The 18,874-nt window shown below is 59.6% G+C and carries 17 protein-coding genes and 1 tRNA gene; 3 read left to right on the plus strand and 15 right to left on the minus strand.

The features are described from left to right. Position 1: 1 nt before the first annotated feature. From AC4GYV_RS07305 to AC4GYV_RS07340, 8 genes are read right to left on the minus strand one after another with little or no spacing between them, the layout of a single operon-like run. Positions 2–1,075 (minus strand): methyltransferase domain-containing protein, encoded by a 1,074-nt coding sequence (locus AC4GYV_RS07305; RefSeq protein ID WP_491099991.1) that lies wholly within the window; start codon positions 1,073–1,075, stop codon positions 2–4. Further along, entirely contained in the window at positions 1,053–3,989 is a 2,937-nt protein-coding gene (locus AC4GYV_RS07310) for a glycosyltransferase (RefSeq protein WP_491099992.1), read from the minus strand. Before AC4GYV_RS07310 ends, AC4GYV_RS07305 begins: the two co-directional genes overlap by 23 nt. 15 nt (positions 3,990–4,004) lie before the next feature. Continuing rightward, positions 4,005–6,107: an FkbM family methyltransferase gene (locus AC4GYV_RS07315; protein WP_491099993.1), complete on the minus strand. Its 2,103-nt coding sequence runs from the start codon at positions 6,105–6,107 to the stop codon at positions 4,005–4,007. Further along, on the minus strand, positions 6,104–7,387 hold the full coding sequence (locus AC4GYV_RS07320; RefSeq protein WP_491099994.1) for a glycosyltransferase family 4 protein: 1,284 nt from the start codon (positions 7,385–7,387) through the stop codon (positions 6,104–6,106). The genes AC4GYV_RS07315 and AC4GYV_RS07320 overlap by 4 nt, the downstream gene beginning before the upstream one ends. Next, positions 7,384–8,046 carry an ABC transporter ATP-binding protein gene (locus AC4GYV_RS07325; protein ID WP_491099995.1) on the minus strand — a complete coding sequence of 221 codons (663 nt, stop codon included), beginning with the start codon at positions 8,044–8,046 and terminating at the stop codon, positions 7,384–7,386. Before AC4GYV_RS07325 ends, AC4GYV_RS07320 begins: the two co-directional genes overlap by 4 nt. Beyond that, a complete protein-coding gene (locus AC4GYV_RS07330) occupies positions 8,043–8,852 on the minus strand; it encodes an ABC transporter permease (protein WP_491099996.1) in 810 nt (269 codons plus the stop codon). Before AC4GYV_RS07330 ends, AC4GYV_RS07325 begins: the two co-directional genes overlap by 4 nt. After that, positions 8,849–9,991 carry a KpsE/RkpR family capsule polysaccharide export protein gene (locus AC4GYV_RS07335; RefSeq protein WP_491099997.1) on the minus strand — a complete coding sequence of 381 codons (1,143 nt, stop codon included), beginning with the start codon at positions 9,989–9,991 and terminating at the stop codon, positions 8,849–8,851. Before AC4GYV_RS07335 ends, AC4GYV_RS07330 begins: the two co-directional genes overlap by 4 nt. Before the next feature lie 59 nt (positions 9,992–10,050). Next, positions 10,051–11,205, minus strand: coding sequence for a mannose-1-phosphate guanylyltransferase (locus tag AC4GYV_RS07340; RefSeq protein WP_491099998.1), 1,155 nt, complete (start codon positions 11,203–11,205; stop codon positions 10,051–10,053). Positions 11,206–11,739: 534 nt separating this feature from the next. Between AC4GYV_RS07340 and AC4GYV_RS07345 the strand changes: the two genes are divergently transcribed. From AC4GYV_RS07345 to AC4GYV_RS07355, 3 genes are all read left to right on the plus strand, one after another. After that, positions 11,740–12,513, plus strand: a complete 774-nt coding sequence (locus tag AC4GYV_RS07345) for an outer membrane protein (RefSeq protein WP_491099999.1) — start codon at positions 11,740–11,742, stop codon at positions 12,511–12,513. Positions 12,514–12,657: 144 nt separating this feature from the next. Next, entirely contained in the window at positions 12,658–13,500 is an 843-nt protein-coding gene (kdsA, locus tag AC4GYV_RS07350; RefSeq protein WP_491100000.1) for a 3-deoxy-8-phosphooctulonate synthase, read from the plus strand. A gap of 191 nt (positions 13,501–13,691) precedes the next feature. After that, a complete protein-coding gene (locus tag AC4GYV_RS07355; RefSeq protein ID WP_491100001.1) occupies positions 13,692–14,453 on the plus strand; it encodes an outer membrane protein in 762 nt (253 codons plus the stop codon). A gap of 105 nt (positions 14,454–14,558) precedes the next feature. Here AC4GYV_RS07355 and AC4GYV_RS07360 read toward each other — a convergent pair. The 7 genes from AC4GYV_RS07360 to AC4GYV_RS07390 form a co-directional block, all read right to left on the minus strand. Beyond that, positions 14,559–14,633 (minus strand) — tRNA-Gln (locus AC4GYV_RS07360). 96 nt (positions 14,634–14,729) lie between these two features. After that, positions 14,730–15,839 (minus strand): branched-chain amino acid aminotransferase, encoded by a 1,110-nt coding sequence (locus AC4GYV_RS07365; protein WP_491100002.1) that lies wholly within the window; start codon positions 15,837–15,839, stop codon positions 14,730–14,732. A gap of 25 nt (positions 15,840–15,864) precedes the next feature. After that, positions 15,865–16,704, minus strand: coding sequence for a pyrroline-5-carboxylate reductase family protein (locus tag AC4GYV_RS07370; protein WP_491100003.1), 840 nt, complete (start codon positions 16,702–16,704; stop codon positions 15,865–15,867). Continuing rightward, positions 16,701–17,210, minus strand: coding sequence for a type III secretion system chaperone family protein (locus AC4GYV_RS07375; RefSeq protein ID WP_491100405.1), 510 nt, complete (start codon positions 17,208–17,210; stop codon positions 16,701–16,703). The genes AC4GYV_RS07370 and AC4GYV_RS07375 overlap by 4 nt, the downstream gene beginning before the upstream one ends. A 2-nt stretch (positions 17,211–17,212) precedes the next feature. After that, the gene (locus AC4GYV_RS07380) at positions 17,213–17,524 is read right to left on the minus strand and encodes an accessory factor UbiK family protein (RefSeq protein WP_491100004.1); all 312 of its coding nucleotides are present in this window, start codon (positions 17,522–17,524) and stop codon (positions 17,213–17,215) included. A gap of 109 nt (positions 17,525–17,633) precedes the next feature. Beyond that, positions 17,634–18,152: a TspO/MBR family protein gene (locus AC4GYV_RS07385; protein WP_491100005.1), complete on the minus strand. Its 519-nt coding sequence runs from the start codon at positions 18,150–18,152 to the stop codon at positions 17,634–17,636. Next, complete coding sequence (locus tag AC4GYV_RS07390) at positions 18,145–18,873, minus strand: TlyA family RNA methyltransferase (protein WP_491100406.1); 729 nt, start codon at positions 18,871–18,873, stop codon at positions 18,145–18,147. Before AC4GYV_RS07390 ends, AC4GYV_RS07385 begins: the two co-directional genes overlap by 8 nt. Between the last annotated feature and the right edge of the window lies 1 nt (position 18,874).

The following is an 18,874-nucleotide window of genomic DNA, read 5'->3' on the forward strand; positions in this document are numbered from 1 at the left end:
CTCAGAGGCGCATGATCTCCGCACCGAAGCGAATCTGCGCATTGGCGCCAAGGGAGAAGGCCCTAGCCTCTACGCCTTCGGTATAACCATCGAGCGTGAAGTCGATCTGAGCTTTTGACCACTCTCCACTCCCGTTCGCGTCCATTCGCGTAGCTCCGATCTTGGAAGCTCCGCAAAGCCCGGTCACATCGAACGCCAGAGCACCGTCACTAGACAGAAACTTGGCATCGAATTCCGCGCGATAGCGGCCCGCACGAAGTGGAACGTAGGGTCCGTGGAAGACATTCCCGTGTTCGTGGTCGACGACTTCGATGATCGTTTCCGTTCCGTCCATCGACCCGATCCTGCCAATGCCCTTGCGGAAACGGGAGGCGGTAAAGGGCCTGAAGGAGCGAGCGACGATCGTTTCGACAACCGCGGTCAAGTCTGGCCGGACGGGGCCAGTCTTGGAAGCGACGATCCACCAGATGAAGGACGAGTGGGGGTCGTTCTCGGCAGATTTGCAGCGTGTCTCCGCGTTCTCCGAAACTTCGAACGGATCGCTGAAGCGCTTGTTACCATCCGTGCAGTTCCAAATCCCGTTCACGTCGATAATGGAAAAGCCCGCAGCCTCGACCAGCTCGATTGCCTCGGGGACCGAAAGCTCCAGCACATGCTGACGCTGGGTGTATCCCAGATCCTGCGTGACCATCCGGTTCGGGGAGTCGATGCACAGATAGCCCCCGTCCCTCACAACCCGATTTGCTTCGTTAAGGAAGCCAAGGAGATCATCGTAATAAAGATGTTCGATATTCTGGCCGGAGATCAGCAAATCGACCGACCCTGACTTGACGTCCAACATGTTCGATACGGAATTTTCTATCCAACGAACGTTGTCCGGCAAGTCCGCCGGCTTGTTGCTGTAAAGCTCTACGCCGATGTGCAGGTCGACGGGCCCGTACTCACTGGCGATCCAGTCGAAGTACCAGCGACCGGCGCAGCCGGCCGAACAGATGGTCTTCGCGCCCGCGGGAAGCCGCCGGAGCAGCTTGCCTCGCTCGGCATGTATCATCTCATTGAAATTCTGGAATTGCATTTGGCTCTTCACTGCTCGCGTTCTGGGTAATCACGACGTCAGCTTCGATGAACAGATTCGAAAGTTCCGTCAGGAATCCCTCGTCCGGAGGCCGAACTGAAAGGACCATCACACGGTCCCGCGAGCTGAGGCGACCCGAGTGCTCCGAAAGCGTAAACTGCTTGACGCCCAAGGCACGCAAAGCCTCCTTGCGCCGCGTCGTATAAGTGCCGCCTTCTTTCACAGCCACGACTTCAAAGCGTTTTCTTGAGTCCAGAAGGGGCTGGGCAGCTTGCCGGATAGCCGCATCCAATGCGCCCGGTCCGATGCTGTCTTCGACCCTACCAATGTCAAGGTAGATCGGGCGGGACGTCCGCTGCGCAAAGAGCGGCTCGAGAAGCTTTGCTGCTTCGGCAAGGTTTTCTGTGTCGACATCGTCGACCGCTGCTCGAATCTCCTTTGCCACTACGAGCGGAGACGTGGCCGCACTGTCATAAGCGTTCTCTATCGCGCGGCGATATTCATCTGCGCAGTGGCGTGGATTATGGTGATGCTGGACGTAGGCCTGTCCGTTCGTCCGCAAGCCGGCCGCCACCAATTCGTTCTGAAAAAGTCGGTCGATGGCGCGACTCAACTCCACCTGTTCATACCGATCATCCAGTTTAATCACCGCATCTGCCGGCAAGTCCGCAAGTGACCCGTTTGCGTTAGCGATGGTCGGAATCCCGTAGTTCAGGCAATCCAGAGCCGCCGCCGATGTCTCACCCCGGTTCATGCTCCGTAATTGTATGGCGGCGTCCGCAGCTTGCAGATAGCTTTTATAATCTTCGCCGCTGACCCAACCAGTTATGGCTATGGCCGAGCGCGGCTCGACCTTTGCGAGCCGCTCTTCGAGGCGATCGCCAAATTCGTTGTGAGGCATTGCACCGACCATGACGAGCCTCGACCGACCGGAGCGAAAGGCATTGGAGTTGAGGTAGGCTTCGATGAGCCGATCGCTGTCCTTGGTCTCGCCGACACCGCCGAAGCTGCAGACGAGAAACTCGTCGGCGATCCCCAGCCTCTCCCGCGCGGCAGCCCGATCGCTCGAAGCAGCGCGCGCGCGCAGCAGCGGGACGACAGACCAGTAGCGTTCCGAGTCGCGGCCAAGCCATTCAGCGGCGAGCCGTCTTGCATATTCGGAGTGAACGATGACGCCCAGCGCGCGCTCAACGACCTGGCGGTTCGCGGGATAATTCCAGATCACCGGCTCGAAGCGCGGATCGCGGGTCAGATCTATCAGTGGCTGAAAGCCGTGTGACTCGAACAGCGCCTCCGTGAAAATCGGCCCGAGCCGATAGTCATTTTGAAGGCAATTGAGCATTCCGCTGAGGTAGAAATCATGCAGAACGACCACGCCCGGCGCGATCTTCAGCATCTCCAGCATATGGCCGTGATGGTCCGAGTTGCCGAAATGGTAGAGCACCCGGTCATAGGACGCAGCGTCGTCGAGGAACGACAGAGAGTCGCGAACCCGAAATTCGTTTCGCAGCTTTTCATCCGTCTGCTCGACTTGCGATGTGGACGGAACGATCAGGTCGATCTGATAGTGTCGACTAAGTTCGGGAAGCAGCTCGGCGCCAAAATCAGCGATGCCGCTCCTGGCAGGCGGGATGGGAGAGATGTAAGCCAGCCTCGGTCTTTCGGACCTCGTGGCTCGCTTCGGCGTCACCTGCCTTTCTTGATAAGCACGCTCGAATGCTGCGATCGCCTTCTGCGCAGTGAGTTTCCACGAAAACTTCTTGGCTTGCCGCCGCGAATTGCTGAGCAGCTTCGAGCGGAAAGCTTTATTGGTGAGCGCAAGTTCGATCTTCTCGCTGATCGCCTTTTCGTCGAACGGGTCGAAGAGTGCTTCCTCCATGCCCACGACTTCCGGCAGGCTCGATCGGTCGCTCGCAATAACGGGCGCGCCACAATGCATGGCCTCAAGCACGGGCAGCCCGAAACCTTCATGCCATGACGGGAAAACGAACAGCTCGCACAGGTTGTAGAGGTCGAGAAGATCGTCTTCCGGTACGAACCCGGTCAGGACGACATCTTTTGAGTCGAGCCCCGCTTCCTCAGTGAGGCGCTCCAGCCTTTCACGATGGTCGTCGCTGCAAGAGCAAACGATCGCGAGCGATACGCCAATTCGAGAAGCACTCAGATTCGCGAACGCGGAAATCAGTCGCTCGATATTCTTCCGATGATCGATGCCGCCCGTGTACATGACGAAGCGACTTGATAGACCGTATTTTTCCCGAAGATCCGCTGACCGGGCTTCGGATATCTTCCGCGCTACGAAATGGGGGTCGGCAGCGGTACCGACGCTAAGCACGCTGTCTCCCGGAAACCCCAGGTGATCGATGGCTTCAAGCGCCGACGATTCAGAAATTGCGAGCAACAGGTCGGCGCGGCGGAGCTGCAGCAGCCGCTCCTCGTACCACCGTCGCGGAACCGGATGCGAGAGATAGGTGTCCTGATTGATGAGCGGGATCAGGTCGTACAACGTGACCGACTGAATCGCGTTCGATCGCAGCTCATGAAAGCTCGAGACAAAGCTGTCTCCATAGCCCTCGAAGTGACTGGTAAGATGGACCACGTCGGGATCGATACTCGCAATGATCGCTTCGCGAATGAGCTCCGATGCGCGGCGACGTCCCGCATTTTCCCGGACGGCCTGTCGGGTCGGCGCGATCGGGTGGAAAATGTGGAAACATTCGTCGCCCAGGAGCCCCGACAGCCGTGCGCGAATGTCGGGAATGGACTCCGGAAAAGCGCCGTTCAGCAGAACGTGAACGTCATGCTCTTCCCGCTCGCGAATAATCCCTTCCGCAAGTGACAGTGAATAACGGCCGATGCCGCGATGGCGCGAGCCAGTGGTCTGGGCGCCTTGGAGATCGATCAGAATGCGCATGGTGTCTGATTTAGTCTATCGGACGTCGGCCATGGCGGCGAAGATGTCGCGTGCCCGCTCTGACAGTGCCACGGGAGGCCGCGCCCGGGTCGATAGCTCCTCTTTCGGCTGATGCGATGGCGAAGACGTGGAAACTGATTCCAATCTTCTGTTCAACAGCGCGAACTGCCTCTCCTGCGTCACGCGAAGATATTCAATGCTGTTCGAGAGGCTCCGCCACCTACGCGAACCCATGTCGTCCGCTTCCGTTTTCGTGAACAGTCGCACGAGATCGCCAATGATCGGCTTCCGACCGAGCGCGGCGCGCTTTAGCGATCGATCCAGGCCCGCGATACCCGGATCGTGAAGCCGGCCTTCCGACGATCTGCGCAATTGCCACAGAACCTCTAGCTTGGAGTGACCGGCACGAACCCGATTCAAGTAGTAGGCCTCGCCACCCGCGTCGGGCTGTCGGCCGAGAATAGTCACGAAAGCACAGCGGACGAAGTCCATATCGTGCCACGCCAGGAGTTCCGGCAAGGAATCGGCTCGAAGGTACGGATTTCCGGCATTGGTAGGCATTGGTAACTGCATGATCGAAGGGGTTCCTGCCGTTTCGGCTTCCGTGAATGTTTGTGGTGGCTTGTCGCTGCTTTTGTGAGGATCGAGAAGTTTGGCGAGTACTCCCACAGCGTCAGGCGAGCGCCGAAAACCGAGTGCTTCACCGAACCGCACCCAGCGGCTCGTCGGTCTCGCCGCGACATGGCAGATCAATGTCTGGGCATGAGCCATCGTGGTCTTGAGCCGCTCGATCTCGAAGCGCAGTTCCCAAGCAGCCTGTTCGGATTGCGCCAACCGCGCTGAAAGCACGCCGGACTCTTCAGTTGATTCATCCAGCCGCGTCTGAAGCCCCACGGTCCATTGCTCGAGCCGGGCCACTTCGGCACTGGATGCCGCAGCCGCAGCTTCCTTCTCGCTAAGTTTCTGGAGCAACGCTTCCTGCCTGGCGTCATGCGCCTTCTCGACAAGCTGCCGTTCGTGAGCTTCGGCAGCGAGCGCCGTTCGATAATCTTGCTCGGCTGCGATCCGCCGTTCCAGTGCCTGCTTGAGCTCTTGCTGCACCCTATTCCAAGCTTCGCGAGTCTGGCCGAGTTCGGCTACGAGCTGTGCTTCGCGGTTGCGATGCTCCGTTTGCGTCGCGGTCAAGACATCGAGCGTCCGCTTCTGCTCATCGCGAGCGTGGCCAAGTTCGGTCGAGAGTTGCGCTTCCCGGTCGCGGTGCGTCTGTTCCGCCGCGGCCATGGCTTCGAGCGTCCGCTTCTGCTCCTGTTGGCCTAGATCCCGCGACTGCGTGATTTCGTTGAGCTGGGCCTTGATTGTCGCGGAGGTCGTCCGCTCTTCCGACAGCTCCTGCTCGACACCCTCCATCTCCTTCCGCAATTCTTCGGCGGCAAAATGTTGTCGGCTAACACGGAAGCCGTCGAAAACATTCGCGGGAGCCGCGAACCTCGCGGCAAGTTCTTGATGATCCTCATGAACGAAGTAACAGCTCAGCCCATCGAACAGGACCTGCTGGTAGCCGCGCTTCAGAACCTCTTCGATCCAGAGATGTTGCGTCTGTTCTTGCGTACTCGGGAAGGTGGCCTCGATCACTACGATCCATGGGCGCACCGCTGAGTCTCCCCAACTGCGCAACACGTCCGCTTCCATCCCCTCCACGTCGATCTTCATCCAGTGAAGGTCACCGCCGGCGATCCCAAACAGATTGTCCAAGCGAACCGTCGGAACGAAGATCTGGCGGGAGGAGTAGCCCCGCTCGGAATGGTGTTCCGCAATGTCGGAACGTCCCGTCGAGATCCCCGTTTGCGGTATCTCAAAGAATGGGAACGGACCTGAAGCGTCGGTTACGACGGCTTCAACGACCGTCTCATCCGGGCGGGCTTCGCGCAGCTGCGCGGCATAAAATGGTGTCGGTTCGACATGAAGTCCGCGCCAGCCTGCTTTGTAGAAGGCCAGGCTAACGGAATCGAAATTGGGGTCTTGCGCGCCGATGTCGAGATAACGGCCACGCTCGACTTCGTGCAGCGCGCGCCAAAGCACCACGTCTTCGAAATTCTGGGCGAAGGACACGAAGCTCACGACGCTATCCGCAGCGGGGGCTCAGCGCTTGTTTGCTGAGCACGACCGAACCCAATGACTCTTAGAAGCCCGTCGACGCTATCGGACCAAGTCGGCAGCGCGACCGCCGGAGCGGGATTTCGTCCGACATTCGCGAGTTCGAGAAGTCCCTCACCAAGGGCCTCGGGACAATCGTCCGAGAAATAGGAAACGCCAGGGAGGTCGTGCTCGCGAAACACCGGCAGGTCCCGCGCAAGCACATGGCGGCGATGGATGGCTGCCTCGATCAGTGGAAGGCCCCATCCCTCTCCCCGCGACGCCATGAGAAGGCCCCGGCACGCGTCGTATAGTAGGCAGAGGCCCTCGTCGCTCATGTTGTCGAACCAGTGAAGGCGACGCCCGAATTCCGCATGACTCCGGATCGTTCTTTGAAGTTCCGCCGTCTTCCACCCGGGCTTTCCAACCATGACCAGGTCGGGAGAGCTTGTCGGCCGTGTGCGCCACAGGTGATCGAAGGCGGCGATCGCTGTTTCATAGCCTTTTCGCGGCTCGATCGTGCCGACGGTCAGGATCGCGGGCCGGAAGCGGAGATGCTCGAGGATGGCTTTGACATCATCGCATACGCCGGTCGAAGGCACAGACGCTGCAATGTCCGCGCCCATATGCAGCCGACCGATCGTCGGACGGCGGCTTGCACGGATGGTCGCGAGCCGCCGAGTGAGTTGGTCAGCCACGTGATCGGAAATGCAGACGGCTTGGTCGGCTTCTTCCGCGAGCACGCAAAACCATTTGCGGAAGTTGCTGACCGCCGATTCCGTGAACCACGCCGGCCGCTTTAGCGGCAACAGGTCGTACACAATAAGATGCACCGTCGCGCCGTGCGCGCGCCAGGCTCTGATTTGCCGGCGATATTTTGGCAGCAAGTGCGCCGACAGGTCGAGGCCAAGGAACTTGTCCCCGGGAGCCACGGAGACGGGTTCCGGCGAAAGGTCCGGTTTATCGCGCGTCAGGAAATCCTGCGGCGCGTAGCAATAACCGTGCGAGTTCGAGGCATAGACTGCGCGGAGATCAAACCCCTCGCCGTTCCGTCTGCTGAGCTCCGACCACACCGCGCGAACAACTCGCTGGATGCCGGTCTGTGCATCATGCCGGATGATTGTGGACACGTCCACGAGCAGGCGCGGCAACTGGAGCGGCGTTCGACCGCCGAAGCCCCGCCCATGGCGCCAAAGCCAGGCCTGCCTGGCGCCCGCGCCCGCCGCTTTCTCCAGCTGAGTTCCGAATGCGCGGCGCCTTTTCATGCGGCCAGCGCCGCCTCGTCGTGGTAGAAAGCGAACGCCTCGTCGAGGTCGCGATGATGGTGAAGCCTGCCGTCCTTCAACACGGCTGCCCGCGTGCAGTGCTCACGAATGTAGGATGCATGGTGCGAGACGATGATCATGGCCCTGTCGCCGCGCTTGACGAACAGTTCATGACTGCACTTTTCATGGAAACGAGCGTCTCCGACAGCGACGATTTCGTCGATCAGGAAGCAGTCGAAATCGATGACCATTGAAATCGCAAAGGCGAGCCGCGCGCGCATTCCTGAAGAATATGATTTCACGGGCTCCCGGAGGTAGAGCCCGAGTTCCGAAAAATCCTCAACGAAAGCGACCTTATCGGCTGGGTCGACCCCGTAAATCCGACAAATGAATCGAAGATTGTCGAGGCCCGAGAGCGATCCTTGGAATGCGCCGCCAAATGCCAGAGGCCACGATACGCTCATGTGCCTTTCGACTGTCCCACTCATCGGCAGTTCGGCGCCGCTGACTAACCGAATAAGCGTCGACTTGCCCGCCCCGTTTCGTCCCAGGATCCCAACGCGTTCGCCGCGCTGAACAGCAAGGTTGACGTCGCGAAGCACGCTTACAGGTCCACTCCGCGTGGGATAGGCTTTGCTGACGCCGTTGAGCCTGATCATTCGGGCACCACAACTCGACCGACTTTACGAACTTGGGCAAGCCCCAACGCCGTAAGCGCCGTATTGCAGAGCGCCATGTAGCCTATGTCATAGTGCGCAACGATCCGGGATCCGAAGAACCCCTCGCGCAGGAGTTCCACGCCGTGAACCATCGGAAGGAACAGAACGAAGTGCTGAGCAGCCGTCGGAAGAGCGTCAACCAGGAACGCAGCGCCAGAAAGCGGAAACAAAATATAGGCCGATGGGTGCCAGAATTTCTCGACCGTCTCATAGCTTTCGGAAAGAGCCCCAAGGAAAAGAGCTAAAGCCATTCCAAACCACGCGATCATGCACCACGCCAGTGCAACTTCCAGAACGTCTTCTGGCAAGTCGAGCCATCCAATGAAGTTGAAGAACAATGTGAGAAAAACGAACGACATCGTCGCGCCCGAAGCTTCCAACAACAAGCGCGATAAGTAAATGTCCAAAGGTCGAACGTTTCGATGGTATAGCAACGAGAGATTTGGTGTGAGCGCGCCGATGCATCGCGCTGGCATATTTCGCCACAACAGAACGCTCGAATAACCTGTGACGGCGAAGGCGACGATGGGCAGGTTTGAGCCATGGAACGACTTCGTCGCCGTCCACAGGGCTGTTACGCCCAACGTAAACAACATGGGTTCAAAGAAGACCCATAGAAATCCGATATTGTGACGGCCGTAGCGGGTCATCATTTCACGCAAAACCAGCGCCCAGAGGACGCGTCTTTCGACCCGCCAGGAGTCAATCAGGCTGACCCCCGTGCTATGTTGCTCGAATGGCGTCACCCGTGATGCTCCCGCACCCCAGCCAGCAGCATCGTGAGAATTCCACAAGCCACAAGACCGAGCACGAAGGTCGCGAATATACCCCGAATCCGCCGCGGCTCTTGCGCATAATCCGGCAGGCTGGGCTGTACGATCCGCTCAACATAAGCTTGCTTGCGACGTGCCTCCGCGCGAGCGTCTTGCAAAGCGGTTAATGCCGCCGCCAAGCGCTTTTCAGCAAAATCGCGTTCGAGTTGCAGCCGAGTGTAGCGAATGGCGCTCACGGAAAGGGAGCGGCGGTTCCCCGCAACAACTCCGAGCTGCCGGTCTATCTCACGGCTGAGACCCGCCACGCGCGTTTTCAGAATCGGAACTTGAGGGTTTTCAGGAGCTATTGAGCTCAACTGAAGTAACTGCATCCGAGAACCGATCAACTCATCCTGAAGCTTTGAAATCATCTGGATTTGTACGGCGGCTTGTTTTTCAGGATCGAGAACGCCGCTGGCATTCCGAAATTGAGCGAGGGATAAAGCCGCCCGGCTCTCGGCTTCCTGGGCACTCTGTACCTCTTGCTCCGCCAGTTGAACGACGTCCGCCCTGCCCCGGCGATTAAGCCGATTCACCGTGTCTTCAGCCAGGCCGAGCAGCTGTTCGTTGAAAAGACGCGCGTCAGCGGGCGTGTACGCGCGGACAGTCAACGTGGTGATCGAAGAGGTCGTGTCGTAGTCGACGCGCACCTTCTTTTCGAAGTAGTCGTAGAGATGCTCGAAGGAACCGTGGATTCCAAACGGGTTGAATCGATCGAAGATCGAGACGCCGTTGCTTGAGTATGCACGCGCGACGGCGCCGCCGCGGTTTAGAGCACGCAATGCGTCTCGCGACTGAATATAGTTGTCGGCGGTATAGATTTCGTCGCCCGCGTTAGAAAAGGCAGCTGACTTGAGTAAAACCCCCAAGCCAGACATCGTTGGCTTGTCTGGGCTTCGGACGACAAATCGCGATTCGGACACGTATACGTCCGACGCAATGACCCCGAAATAGATGCAGGCGAGGAATGTCGGGATGACCACGGTTAGGAGGAACAGGAAGTTGATCCTGCGAAGCTTGGTCCTCGCTCTCATCACTGAGACCGACCATCTAGAAATCGATTCCTGATACACGTTTATTGCGCTGTCCTTCGTACCAGTGAAAGGCGGCGCCCCCCTTTGCCGCACTATGGTTAAGCGATCCTCAAGTCCATTGCGGCGAGTAGCCTCTTGACGTCCTGCGAACGCCCCCGCGGAAGAATCAACACCCTTTTGCCTGATGCAACGACGATAAGATCTTCCAAGCCCAGAGCAGCGACCTCGATTTCGTCACTGCGTATATAGCAGTCGTTGCAATCGACTGCCGTAACCAGCCCGTTCGGCTCGTTGCTTCCAATGATTGTCGCTACGGCATCCCAAGAGCCCACGTCGGACCACCCTGGGGCCATTGGCACCACGGCGACGCGAGAAGAAACCTCGAGAATGGCGTAGTCGATGGACTCGGCCGAGCTTGCTTCGAGCACATCGGGATCCGCAACAATGCGGATTCCGTCGACCTTCGCGGATTCAATTGCCTTACGCGCGACCTCTGCAATCGATGGGCAGGCGGCTGAAGCCTCCTCCAGCAGAGCCTCAACCGGAAAAAGAAAGATACCCGCATTCCACAAATGGTCACCGCTAGCGACCATTGCTTCGGCTAGATCGAGCGGCGGCTTCTCGACGAAACGCGCAACTCTTTTGGATCCGGGAACATCGGCAATTTCGTCTCCAACTTGGATGTAACCGTAGCCCGTCTCAGCACTGGTTGGGCTGACACCAAAGGTCACAAGCAACCCGCTATTTGCAGCGATCCGGGCAGTCTCCACTGCCTGGTGGAATGCATCAACGTCCTCGATTACGTGATCACTAGGCATCACGAGGATCAAGGCCCCGGCACCGTGAACCTTTTGAGCTACAGCTGCTGCCATCAAAATGGCCGGAGCCGTATTCCGAGGGCATGACTCAAGCACGAGTCTGGCGGCATCGTCAGCGTCGCTAAGGTGCGTCTGACACAGGTCCCCGTAGTTGGTGCTGGTCACCACTATCGGAGCAGCGAAGGTTGAGCGGTCGCGAACCCGATCTAAAGCGTCTGCGAATAACGTCGTGCTTCCCGTCAAAGACAAGAACTGCTTTGGAGTCTCTTTCGTCGACAGCGGCCAAAGGCGGCTACCCCCACCACCACTAAGAATTACAGGAACAATTTTCCTTTGCGGCGAAACAGGCATTAGCCCGCCGGCATCTTCGCTAACAATTTCAGTAAAAGTCAGTTCCGCATGCGCCGAAGAGGCGCGTCCAAGATTCAGCTCCATACCCCACCCCAACTCGTACGAGCCCACTTATCGAAAAACTCGACTAGATCTTCAGTGACCCGGCACCGCCTGACATCAAAGCCCCATCATAGCTGTACCAAACCTGACACGCCGCAGAGCACCGAGTGTCCATTAAAGATTGGCTATTAGATTGGCGATTTACACCGACTTAACACAATTTGCGTAAAGTCTCTAAATTCCCAATGCGTTAGGCTCCGAATTGCCGAACTGAGAGGCTCAGTCAAGCCCTGGCATAGACCAGTTTGATTGAACATCCGAAGCCACTAGAGATGTTGCGCTGGCGCAACATAGCAGGAATTGCGTAGCACTCGCGGAACTCCTTGGAGCTTTTAGCGTCTGGCTGCTACTGTTTAGTCACTTCGGGAGTACATCTACTTGGAACGATCGTAACGGGTTGGTAACCGAATAGATGTTCTCAGGCGAACGAACGACGTTTATCGGATAATGAGTCTAGTTGAATTTAACGAATTAACAAGAACCGGGAAACGTCGGTCATATAATAAGGGGATGTAAATGTTGTTACGTACAAGTATGCTCACGATGGTAGCGCTGGGTTCGATGGTGGCTGCGCAGCAGTCAAATGCGCAGGCAGTGATGCCCCGAGTAGAAGCGCAGGTCGGTGTCGACCAGTTCAACTCAGAGGGCAATCATCATACTAAGGTGGGATTCGGTGGGGCCGCCGGTGTCGATTTCGACTTGGGCGGATTCGTACTGGGTCCGGAAGTCACTTACTGGTGGGCTCCGAATGAAAACAAGACCGTCGAGGGCGGCGGCTTGGCAGCGCGCAAGTCATTCCAGGAGTGGGGTCTCGCGCTCCGCGGCGGTGTGAATGTGACGCCGAGCACTCTCATCTACGGTAAGGTTGGCTACGTTCGTAACGAGCAGCGTAAGCGCTTCACGCCGATCGACCCGATCACTGGCAACCTTGATTCGGCCGCTCCCGGCTACTACTACGATCACTTCACGACGAGTGGTTGGCAGTGGGGCCTCGGCGTCAACCAGATGATCAGCGGCGGCTTCTATGCCAGCCTCGAGGGCCGTTACTCCGACTACAAGAACAAGAACGGCCTTGGCGGAACGCACCGCCTCGTCGGCCTCGTCGGATTGGGCTACAAGTTCGGTACGGTTGCGGCCGCTCCGCCGCCGCCGCCCCCGCCGCCGCCGCCTCCACCGCCTGCAACGCAGACGTGCCCGGACGGCTCTGTGATCCCGGCGACCGACAATTGCCCGGCTCCGCCGCCTCCGCCTCCTCCTCCGCCGCCGGTGGAGCGTGGTGAACGCGGCTAAACTACGCGTCGGGTAAATCGGGAAAGGGTCGGCTTTCGGGCCGGCCCTTTTTCGTTGGCTAGTCAATCCGCCGACCTTGTGCCACTGGGCCGGTGACAGCAGCGCGAGACCGCATCGTCGTTCAACTTGAACAGGACTTAAGGATTGCCTGAAAGCGTTTCACTTGCCGGCGGCATTAGCTTTGCGAACGACCGGCCGTTCGTGCTGATCGGCGGAATGAATGTGATCGAAAGCAAAGATCTGGTGATGGAGGTCGCCGGATCATTCGTCGAGATAACGCGCGAACTTGGTATTCCCTACGTCTTTAAGGCGTCGTTCGATAAGGCGAACCGCTCATCCATAAACTCCTTCCGCGGCCCCGGGCTCGAAGAAGGGCTGCAGGTTCTAGCCGAGGTAAAGGAGCAGTTCGGCGTCCCCATACTGACCGACGTGCATGAGCCGCGCCAGGCCGCACCCGCGGCCCAGGTAGCCGACATCCTTCAACTGCCGGCGTTCCTCGCTCGGCAGACGGATCTAGTCGTGGCGATCGCTCAAACCGGTGCTGCGATCAACGTGAAGAAGCCGCAATTCCTGGCGCCGGCGGAGATGCGCCACATTATCAACAAATGCCGCGAAGCAGGTAACGATCGCGTCATACTCTGCGAACGCGGCTCCAGCTTCGGCTATAACAATCTCGTCGTCGACATGCTCGGTATGGACCTGATGAAATCCATGGCGCCCGTGGTGTTCGACGCAACCCACGCACTGCAGCAACCTGGTGGACGCGATGATAGCGCCGGCGGCCGGCGCGCGCAGGCGGCCGCTCTGGCGCGCTGCGGAATGGCATTAGGGATCGCAGGGCTTTTCGTCGAAGCTCATCCGCATCCGGATCAAGCCCTCTGTGACGGTCCTAGCGCACTGCCATTGTCTGCATTGCGCGCCTACCTTGAGCAAATGCTCGCCATCGACCGGTTGGTGAAGTCCTTCGGCACCTTCAGAACTAGCTGAGTTCAGACCTTTCCGGAATTCCAGTGTGTTACAACTTAGCAACACCTGACGGCGGAGGTGTCCACCCCCCTTTTGGGATGCACACCTGATTGGTATGGATACATGGCATTAGTTTAGAAATGAAAACGAACAACTTCGTTTAAGAGAATTTTTACTGCTGAAAACAAGCAATTCTCATGAAAGGGGTCAATATGAAGAGTTTACATAAGGGCGTTCTTACGGTGCTCGCGGCGACGACATGTCTCGTCGCGACATCGGCGGACGCGCAAAGCATCCGCGGGTTCCGCGCGGAAGTTCAGAGCGGTATCGACAATTTCCACTCCGAGGGCGATAGCCATAACCGCCTCGCATTTGGCGGCGCTCTAGGCGTCGACTTCAACCTTGGCGGCGGTTTCATCATCGGACCGGAAGCCACCTTCTGGCGCTCGCACAACAAGAACACGACAGAAGATGGGCCCGGCGTCGCAGAGCGCTGGTCGCGCGGCGAGTACACCGGTGCCGTCCGCGTTGGTTATCAGTTCGGCAACACGCTAGTCTTCGGCAAGGTCGGTGTCGTCGACAACAAGCAGCGGAAGCGTTTCACGCCGACCGTGACGCCGACGTCGGGACCGGGTTACGACACGACCTTCCACACGCAGGGTTGGCAATGGGGCCTGGGCGTCAACCAGATGCTCAACCCCAACCTCTACGTAAGCGCGGAAGGCCGTTATTCGGACTACCGGAACGACAAGGACCTGGGCGGAACGCATCGCCTGGTCGGCCTGCTCGGCCTGGGCGTCCTGTTCGGCGGCCCCACGGTAGAAGCGGCTCCGCCGCCTCCGCCACCCCCGCCTCCGCCGCCCCCGCCGCCTGCAACGCAGACGTGTCCGGATGGCAGCGTGATCCCGGCGACGGACGCTTGCCCGCCGCCTCCGCCTCCTCCGCCGCCTCCGGCGACCGGTGAACGCGGCTAAGCGCGAGTAGCGTGTTCAAATTGAGGGGTCGGCTTTCGGGCCGGCCCCTTTTTCTTTGATCGACGCAAAGGTCCGAGGCCCGACGGCCTTTCTGGCTATGAAAACTGGCTGGGGCGGCAGGATTCGAACCTGCGAATGCCGGTACCAAAAACCGGTGCCTTACCACTTGGCGACGCCCCAGCAGGCCGTCCGCTTTTTGCGGGGAAGCGGCGCTTATAGCGAGCCGATCCGCTCTGGAAAGAGGCGAGTTGCTCTGCCTGGCTAAGATCGGGGAGGTCAGTCGACCTGTTGAACCCAGCCGTACGGATCTGGAGCAGCGCCGCGTTGAATATCGACCAAAGCCGACCGCAACCGAAGGGTCACCGGGCCAGTCTGCTGTCCGCCGATCAGGAACTCGCCGTCGACCTCCTTGACGCGGCCGATCGGCGTCACCACGGCCGCGGTCCCGCACGCGAAAGCCTCCTTGAGGCGTCCGCTTTCCGCATCTGCTTTCCACTGATCGATCGAGTAGGGCTCCTCGCGAACGGCGAACCCCATGTCGCGAGCCAGGCGAAGCAACGAATCGCGCGTCACGCCGTGAAGGATGGTGCCATCCAAAGGCGGAGTCTGGATCGAGCCGTCATCGAACACAAAGAAGACATTCATGCCGCCGAGCTCTTCCACCCAGCGGCGCTCGATCGCATCGAGGAAGACCACCTGGTCGCAGCCTTCGCGGATTGCCTGCGCCTGGGCGATTAGGCTCGCGGCGTAATTGCCGCCGCACTTAGCCTCGCCTGTCCCGCCCGGAGCGGCTCGGACATATTCGCGCGTCACCCAGAGGGAGACCGTCGGCGCGTTTCCCTTGAAGTAGGAGCCGACGGAAGAAGCGATTACCGCATAGATGAACTGCGTGGACGGCCTCATACCGAGGAACGAGCCGTTGGCGATCATGAACGGCCGCAGGTAAAGCGATCCGTCTTCGGTGTCCGGAATCCACTCGCGATCGGCCCGAACCAGCTCGCGGACCGACTCCAGAAACATGTCTTCCGGTAGCGGCGGCATCGCCATGCGGATCGCCGACTTCGCGAACCGCCTCGCATTCGCTTCCGGGCGGAAGAGAGCGGCGCCACCGTTGGGCCGGCGGTACGCCTTCATCCCCTCGAAGATCTCCTGCGCGTAGTGCAACACAGGCGACGCGGGATCCATCGTGAACGGGTGACGCGCCGTGATGCGGGCGTCGTGCCAGCCCTTCCGCTCGTCATATTCTATGATGGCCATGTGATCGGTGAAAACGCGGCCGAAACCCGGGTCGACCAGCAGGCGCGCGCGCTCTTCGACCGGAACAGGCTCCGACGCGGGCTCGAAGGCGATACCCTTTTTCTCTGCCTCGAAAACTTCGCCGATCATGGTCAGGCCCTTTCAGGGCCAGCGCCTAGTGCAGGCGCGGCGCCTCGGCAAGCTGAGCAGCCTCCGCAAGCTCCTCCGAGCGCTGTCCAGCTGCCTCGATCGTAACACCGATCAATTGCTCGAGCACATTGTCGCGGTCGAGGATCGCAAGACCGGCCTCGGTCGTCCCGCCCGGACTGGCGACGCGACGCGCGATCGAATTCATGTCCTCGCTATTTGTAGCGGCGAGCCACGCAGTTCCAAGCACCGTTTCGAGCGCGATGGTGGAAGCAATCTCGGTGCTGAGCCCGCGCTTCTCGCCCGCCGTCGTCAAGGCTGCAATGAAGCGCGCGACATAGGCCGGCCCCGCACCCGCGATCGCGCCCACGGAGGCGAACTTCGCCTCGTCCGCCATCCACGGCGCAAAACCGAGAGGGGCAAAGATCTCTGCAAGCTGTCGCTTCATGAGATCGTCGGCATCTTCGCTATACAGCGCAATCACGCCGCGGCGGATTGCGACCGGCAGGTTCGGCATTGCCCGCACGATTGCGGCAATGCCCGGGAAGCGTTCACGAAGGCTGGCGACGTTGACGCCGGCAAGGAGCGAAACGACGATCGTGTTCGCGCTGAGATACTGCCGTAGCTCGGGCGCAATCTCGTCCAGCTTCTGCGGCTTGAACGCCAACACGACGAGCTTCGGCGCCGGACCCGCGTTCGATAGGTTCGGCACAGTCTTTGCGCCGGGCACAGGTGTGCCGCTCGGGCGGATCACCACCAGTTCCGAAAGGTTGATCCCGGCGGAGCGCCAACCATCAACGATGGCTCCGCCCATGTTCCCGCAGCCGACAAACCATGTCGGCATCGGCAGTGTCGGTCGTGTAATCATGCTTCTCCGTGCGTATCGATAAGTGCTGCGGCGATTGCCTCGCCTGGTGACTTCCCGCCCCACAGCACGAACTGGAAGACAGGATAGAAGCGCTCGCACTCCTCGACAGCCGCTTCGGCAATCGCTTCAGCTTGCTCCAGCGTCAGCCCCTCGTCTTCGCGCGCGTCTAGAATGGTCGAATGGCGAAAGAGCACGAGACCCGATCCCGACCACATCTCGAAGTGGCCCAGCCAAAGCTGCTCGTTGATGAGGCTCAACGCCTCATAGATCGCAGCCTTCTTGTCCGGCCCCACCTTGATGTCGGGAAAGGCCAAGAATTGCAGGACCTGGTCTTCGGGGCGCCATACGCCGCGAAGCTCGTACTGAGCCCAGCTTCCCGTCGCCGATGCAACGATCTCGCCGTCGCCGGTACGCTCACACGCCCAGCCACGAGCCTCGAAATATTGCTCGAGGACCTCGATCGGCGCGCCGTCGTCGCGCTCGTCCTGGATTTCTTCTTCGCTCAGATTCACGCTCCAGGGTTCGCTTTGGGCTTGCCGCCACCGCGCTTGGCCCCGGTCGTCCCAGTCACAGGACCCGCGAGCTTTGCCTCAAGCGTCGCGATCCGTGCCTTCAGGACTTCATTCTCGTCCCGAGCAGCAGCGGCCATGGCCTTGACGGCCTCGAACTCGTCGCGACCGACGAAATCCGTGCCGCCCATCCATTCCTTGAACTTCTCACGTGCGCCGGATTCGGCCTCGCGGCCCATTCCAGCCATGGTCCCGGCAAAGCCGTTCACCATCTTCACGAAGTCGTCGAACATCCTGTTCTCGGACTGCATAGGAACTCCTCCCTTTCGCCGCGGAAATAGGAGTTTGCGGTTCGTTCCGCCACCCTGAGGCTGGAACCTATCCCCAGCTGCCTGAACTATCCCCAGATTTTCTGGGAACTCAGCCGAACAGCGATGCTCCAGCGCCAGGATTCAGGGACTCGATGGTCGAGTTGAGCATCGTCGCGAACACCAGCCAGGCGAGATAGGGAATGAGGAGAAGCCCAGCAGGCTTCCTCAGGCGCATGAACCGCCCCGCTGCCAAGGCCGCGAGTGCGGTCATTACGAAAATCACCCACTTGGCGAGCGTAATGTTGTGGAGCCCGAAGAAGATCGGCGACCAAGCCAGGTTCAGTGCTAACTGGACGAAGAACAAGACAAGCGCTGACTTACGTTCCCGCGACGGAGGCAGCGCCAGGATCATCGCCACGGCCACACCCAACAGGAGGTAGAGGATCGTCCATGCCACCGGGAAGGCCCAGGCGGGAGGCATGAAGAACGGCTTCTCCAGCCCGTCGAACCAGGCATTTCCATAGCCCGAGTTCGACACCCAGCCGCTAGCCCACCCGAGCAGCAGGATCAGTGGGCAAGTGATCAGCGCAATCCTGCTCCACGGACGTTCTTCAGCAACTTCAGCCATCTTTCTCCGCTCCCAGCAGGAATTCGACATTGCCTTCAGGGCCCGTAATCGGGCTCGGAACGATGCCGATCACAGTCCAGCCTTGCCCTTGAACCCAGTCCTTTGCCTCAGCGCAAACGCGCTCGTGGACAGTTGGATCACGGACAACGCCGCCCTTCCCAACTTCAGTCCTGCCCGCCTCGAATTGCGGCTTGATGAGCGCCACCAGCTTTGCGCCGGCCCTCGCAAGCTTCAGCGGCGCTTCGAGCACCTTCGCAAGCGAGATGAAGCTCGCATCGCAAACGAGGATGTCCACTGATTCGGGGACGATGCTGTCGTCCAAGTTGCGCGCATTCGTCTGCTCGTGAACCACAACCCGCGGATCCTGACGCAGCTTCCACGCGAGCTGGTTGGTGCCCACGTCCACGGCATAGACCTTCGCCGCCCCACGCGACAGCAACACGTCAGTGAACCCGCCGGTCGAGCTCCCGACGTCCAAGGCCACAACGCCCGTCACATCGAAGCCGAAGTGCGTCAGCCCATGATCGAGCTTGATGCCTCCGCGAGAAACCCACGGATGATCCTTGCCACGCACTTCTAATGGAGCGTCCTCGGCAAGCATGTCGCCAGCCTTCGCCAGCTTCTTCTCACCCGAGTAGACCGCGCCAGCCATGATCAGTGCCTGAGCGCGCGTCCGGCTCTCAGCGAGGCCTCGGCTCACCAGCAACTGATCTGCCCGAATC

The organism is Sphingomonas sp. SP4 (assembly GCF_058313375.1).

Coding starts and splice junctions, on each gene's coding strand:
- AC4GYV_RS07380 (WP_491100004.1), bottom strand. CDS start 17,524: ATGCAGTCCGAGAACAGGATGTTCGACGACTTCGTGAAGATGGTGAAC.
- AC4GYV_RS07355 (WP_491100001.1), top strand. CDS start 13,692: ATGAAGAGTTTACATAAGGGCGTTCTTACGGTGCTCGCGGCGACGACA.
- AC4GYV_RS07340 (WP_491099998.1), bottom strand. CDS start 11,205: ATGGAGCTGAATCTTGGACGCGCCTCTTCGGCGCATGCGGAACTGACT.
- AC4GYV_RS07385 (WP_491100005.1), bottom strand. CDS start 18,152: ATGGCTGAAGTTGCTGAAGAACGTCCGTGGAGCAGGATTGCGCTGATC.
- AC4GYV_RS07325 (WP_491099995.1), bottom strand. CDS start 8,046: ATGATCAGGCTCAACGGCGTCAGCAAAGCCTATCCCACGCGGAGTGGA.
- AC4GYV_RS07370 (WP_491100003.1), bottom strand. CDS start 16,704: ATGATTACACGACCGACACTGCCGATGCCGACATGGTTTGTCGGCTGC.
- AC4GYV_RS07320 (WP_491099994.1), bottom strand. CDS start 7,387: ATGAAAAGGCGCCGCGCATTCGGAACTCAGCTGGAGAAAGCGGCGGGC.
- AC4GYV_RS07365 (WP_491100002.1), bottom strand. CDS start 15,839: ATGATCGGCGAAGTTTTCGAGGCAGAGAAAAAGGGTATCGCCTTCGAG.
- AC4GYV_RS07345 (WP_491099999.1), top strand. CDS start 11,740: ATGTTGTTACGTACAAGTATGCTCACGATGGTAGCGCTGGGTTCGATG.
- AC4GYV_RS07305 (WP_491099991.1), bottom strand. CDS start 1,075: ATGCAATTCCAGAATTTCAATGAGATGATACATGCCGAGCGAGGCAAG.
- AC4GYV_RS07310 (WP_491099992.1), bottom strand. CDS start 3,989: ATGCGCATTCTGATCGATCTCCAAGGCGCCCAGACCACTGGCTCGCGC.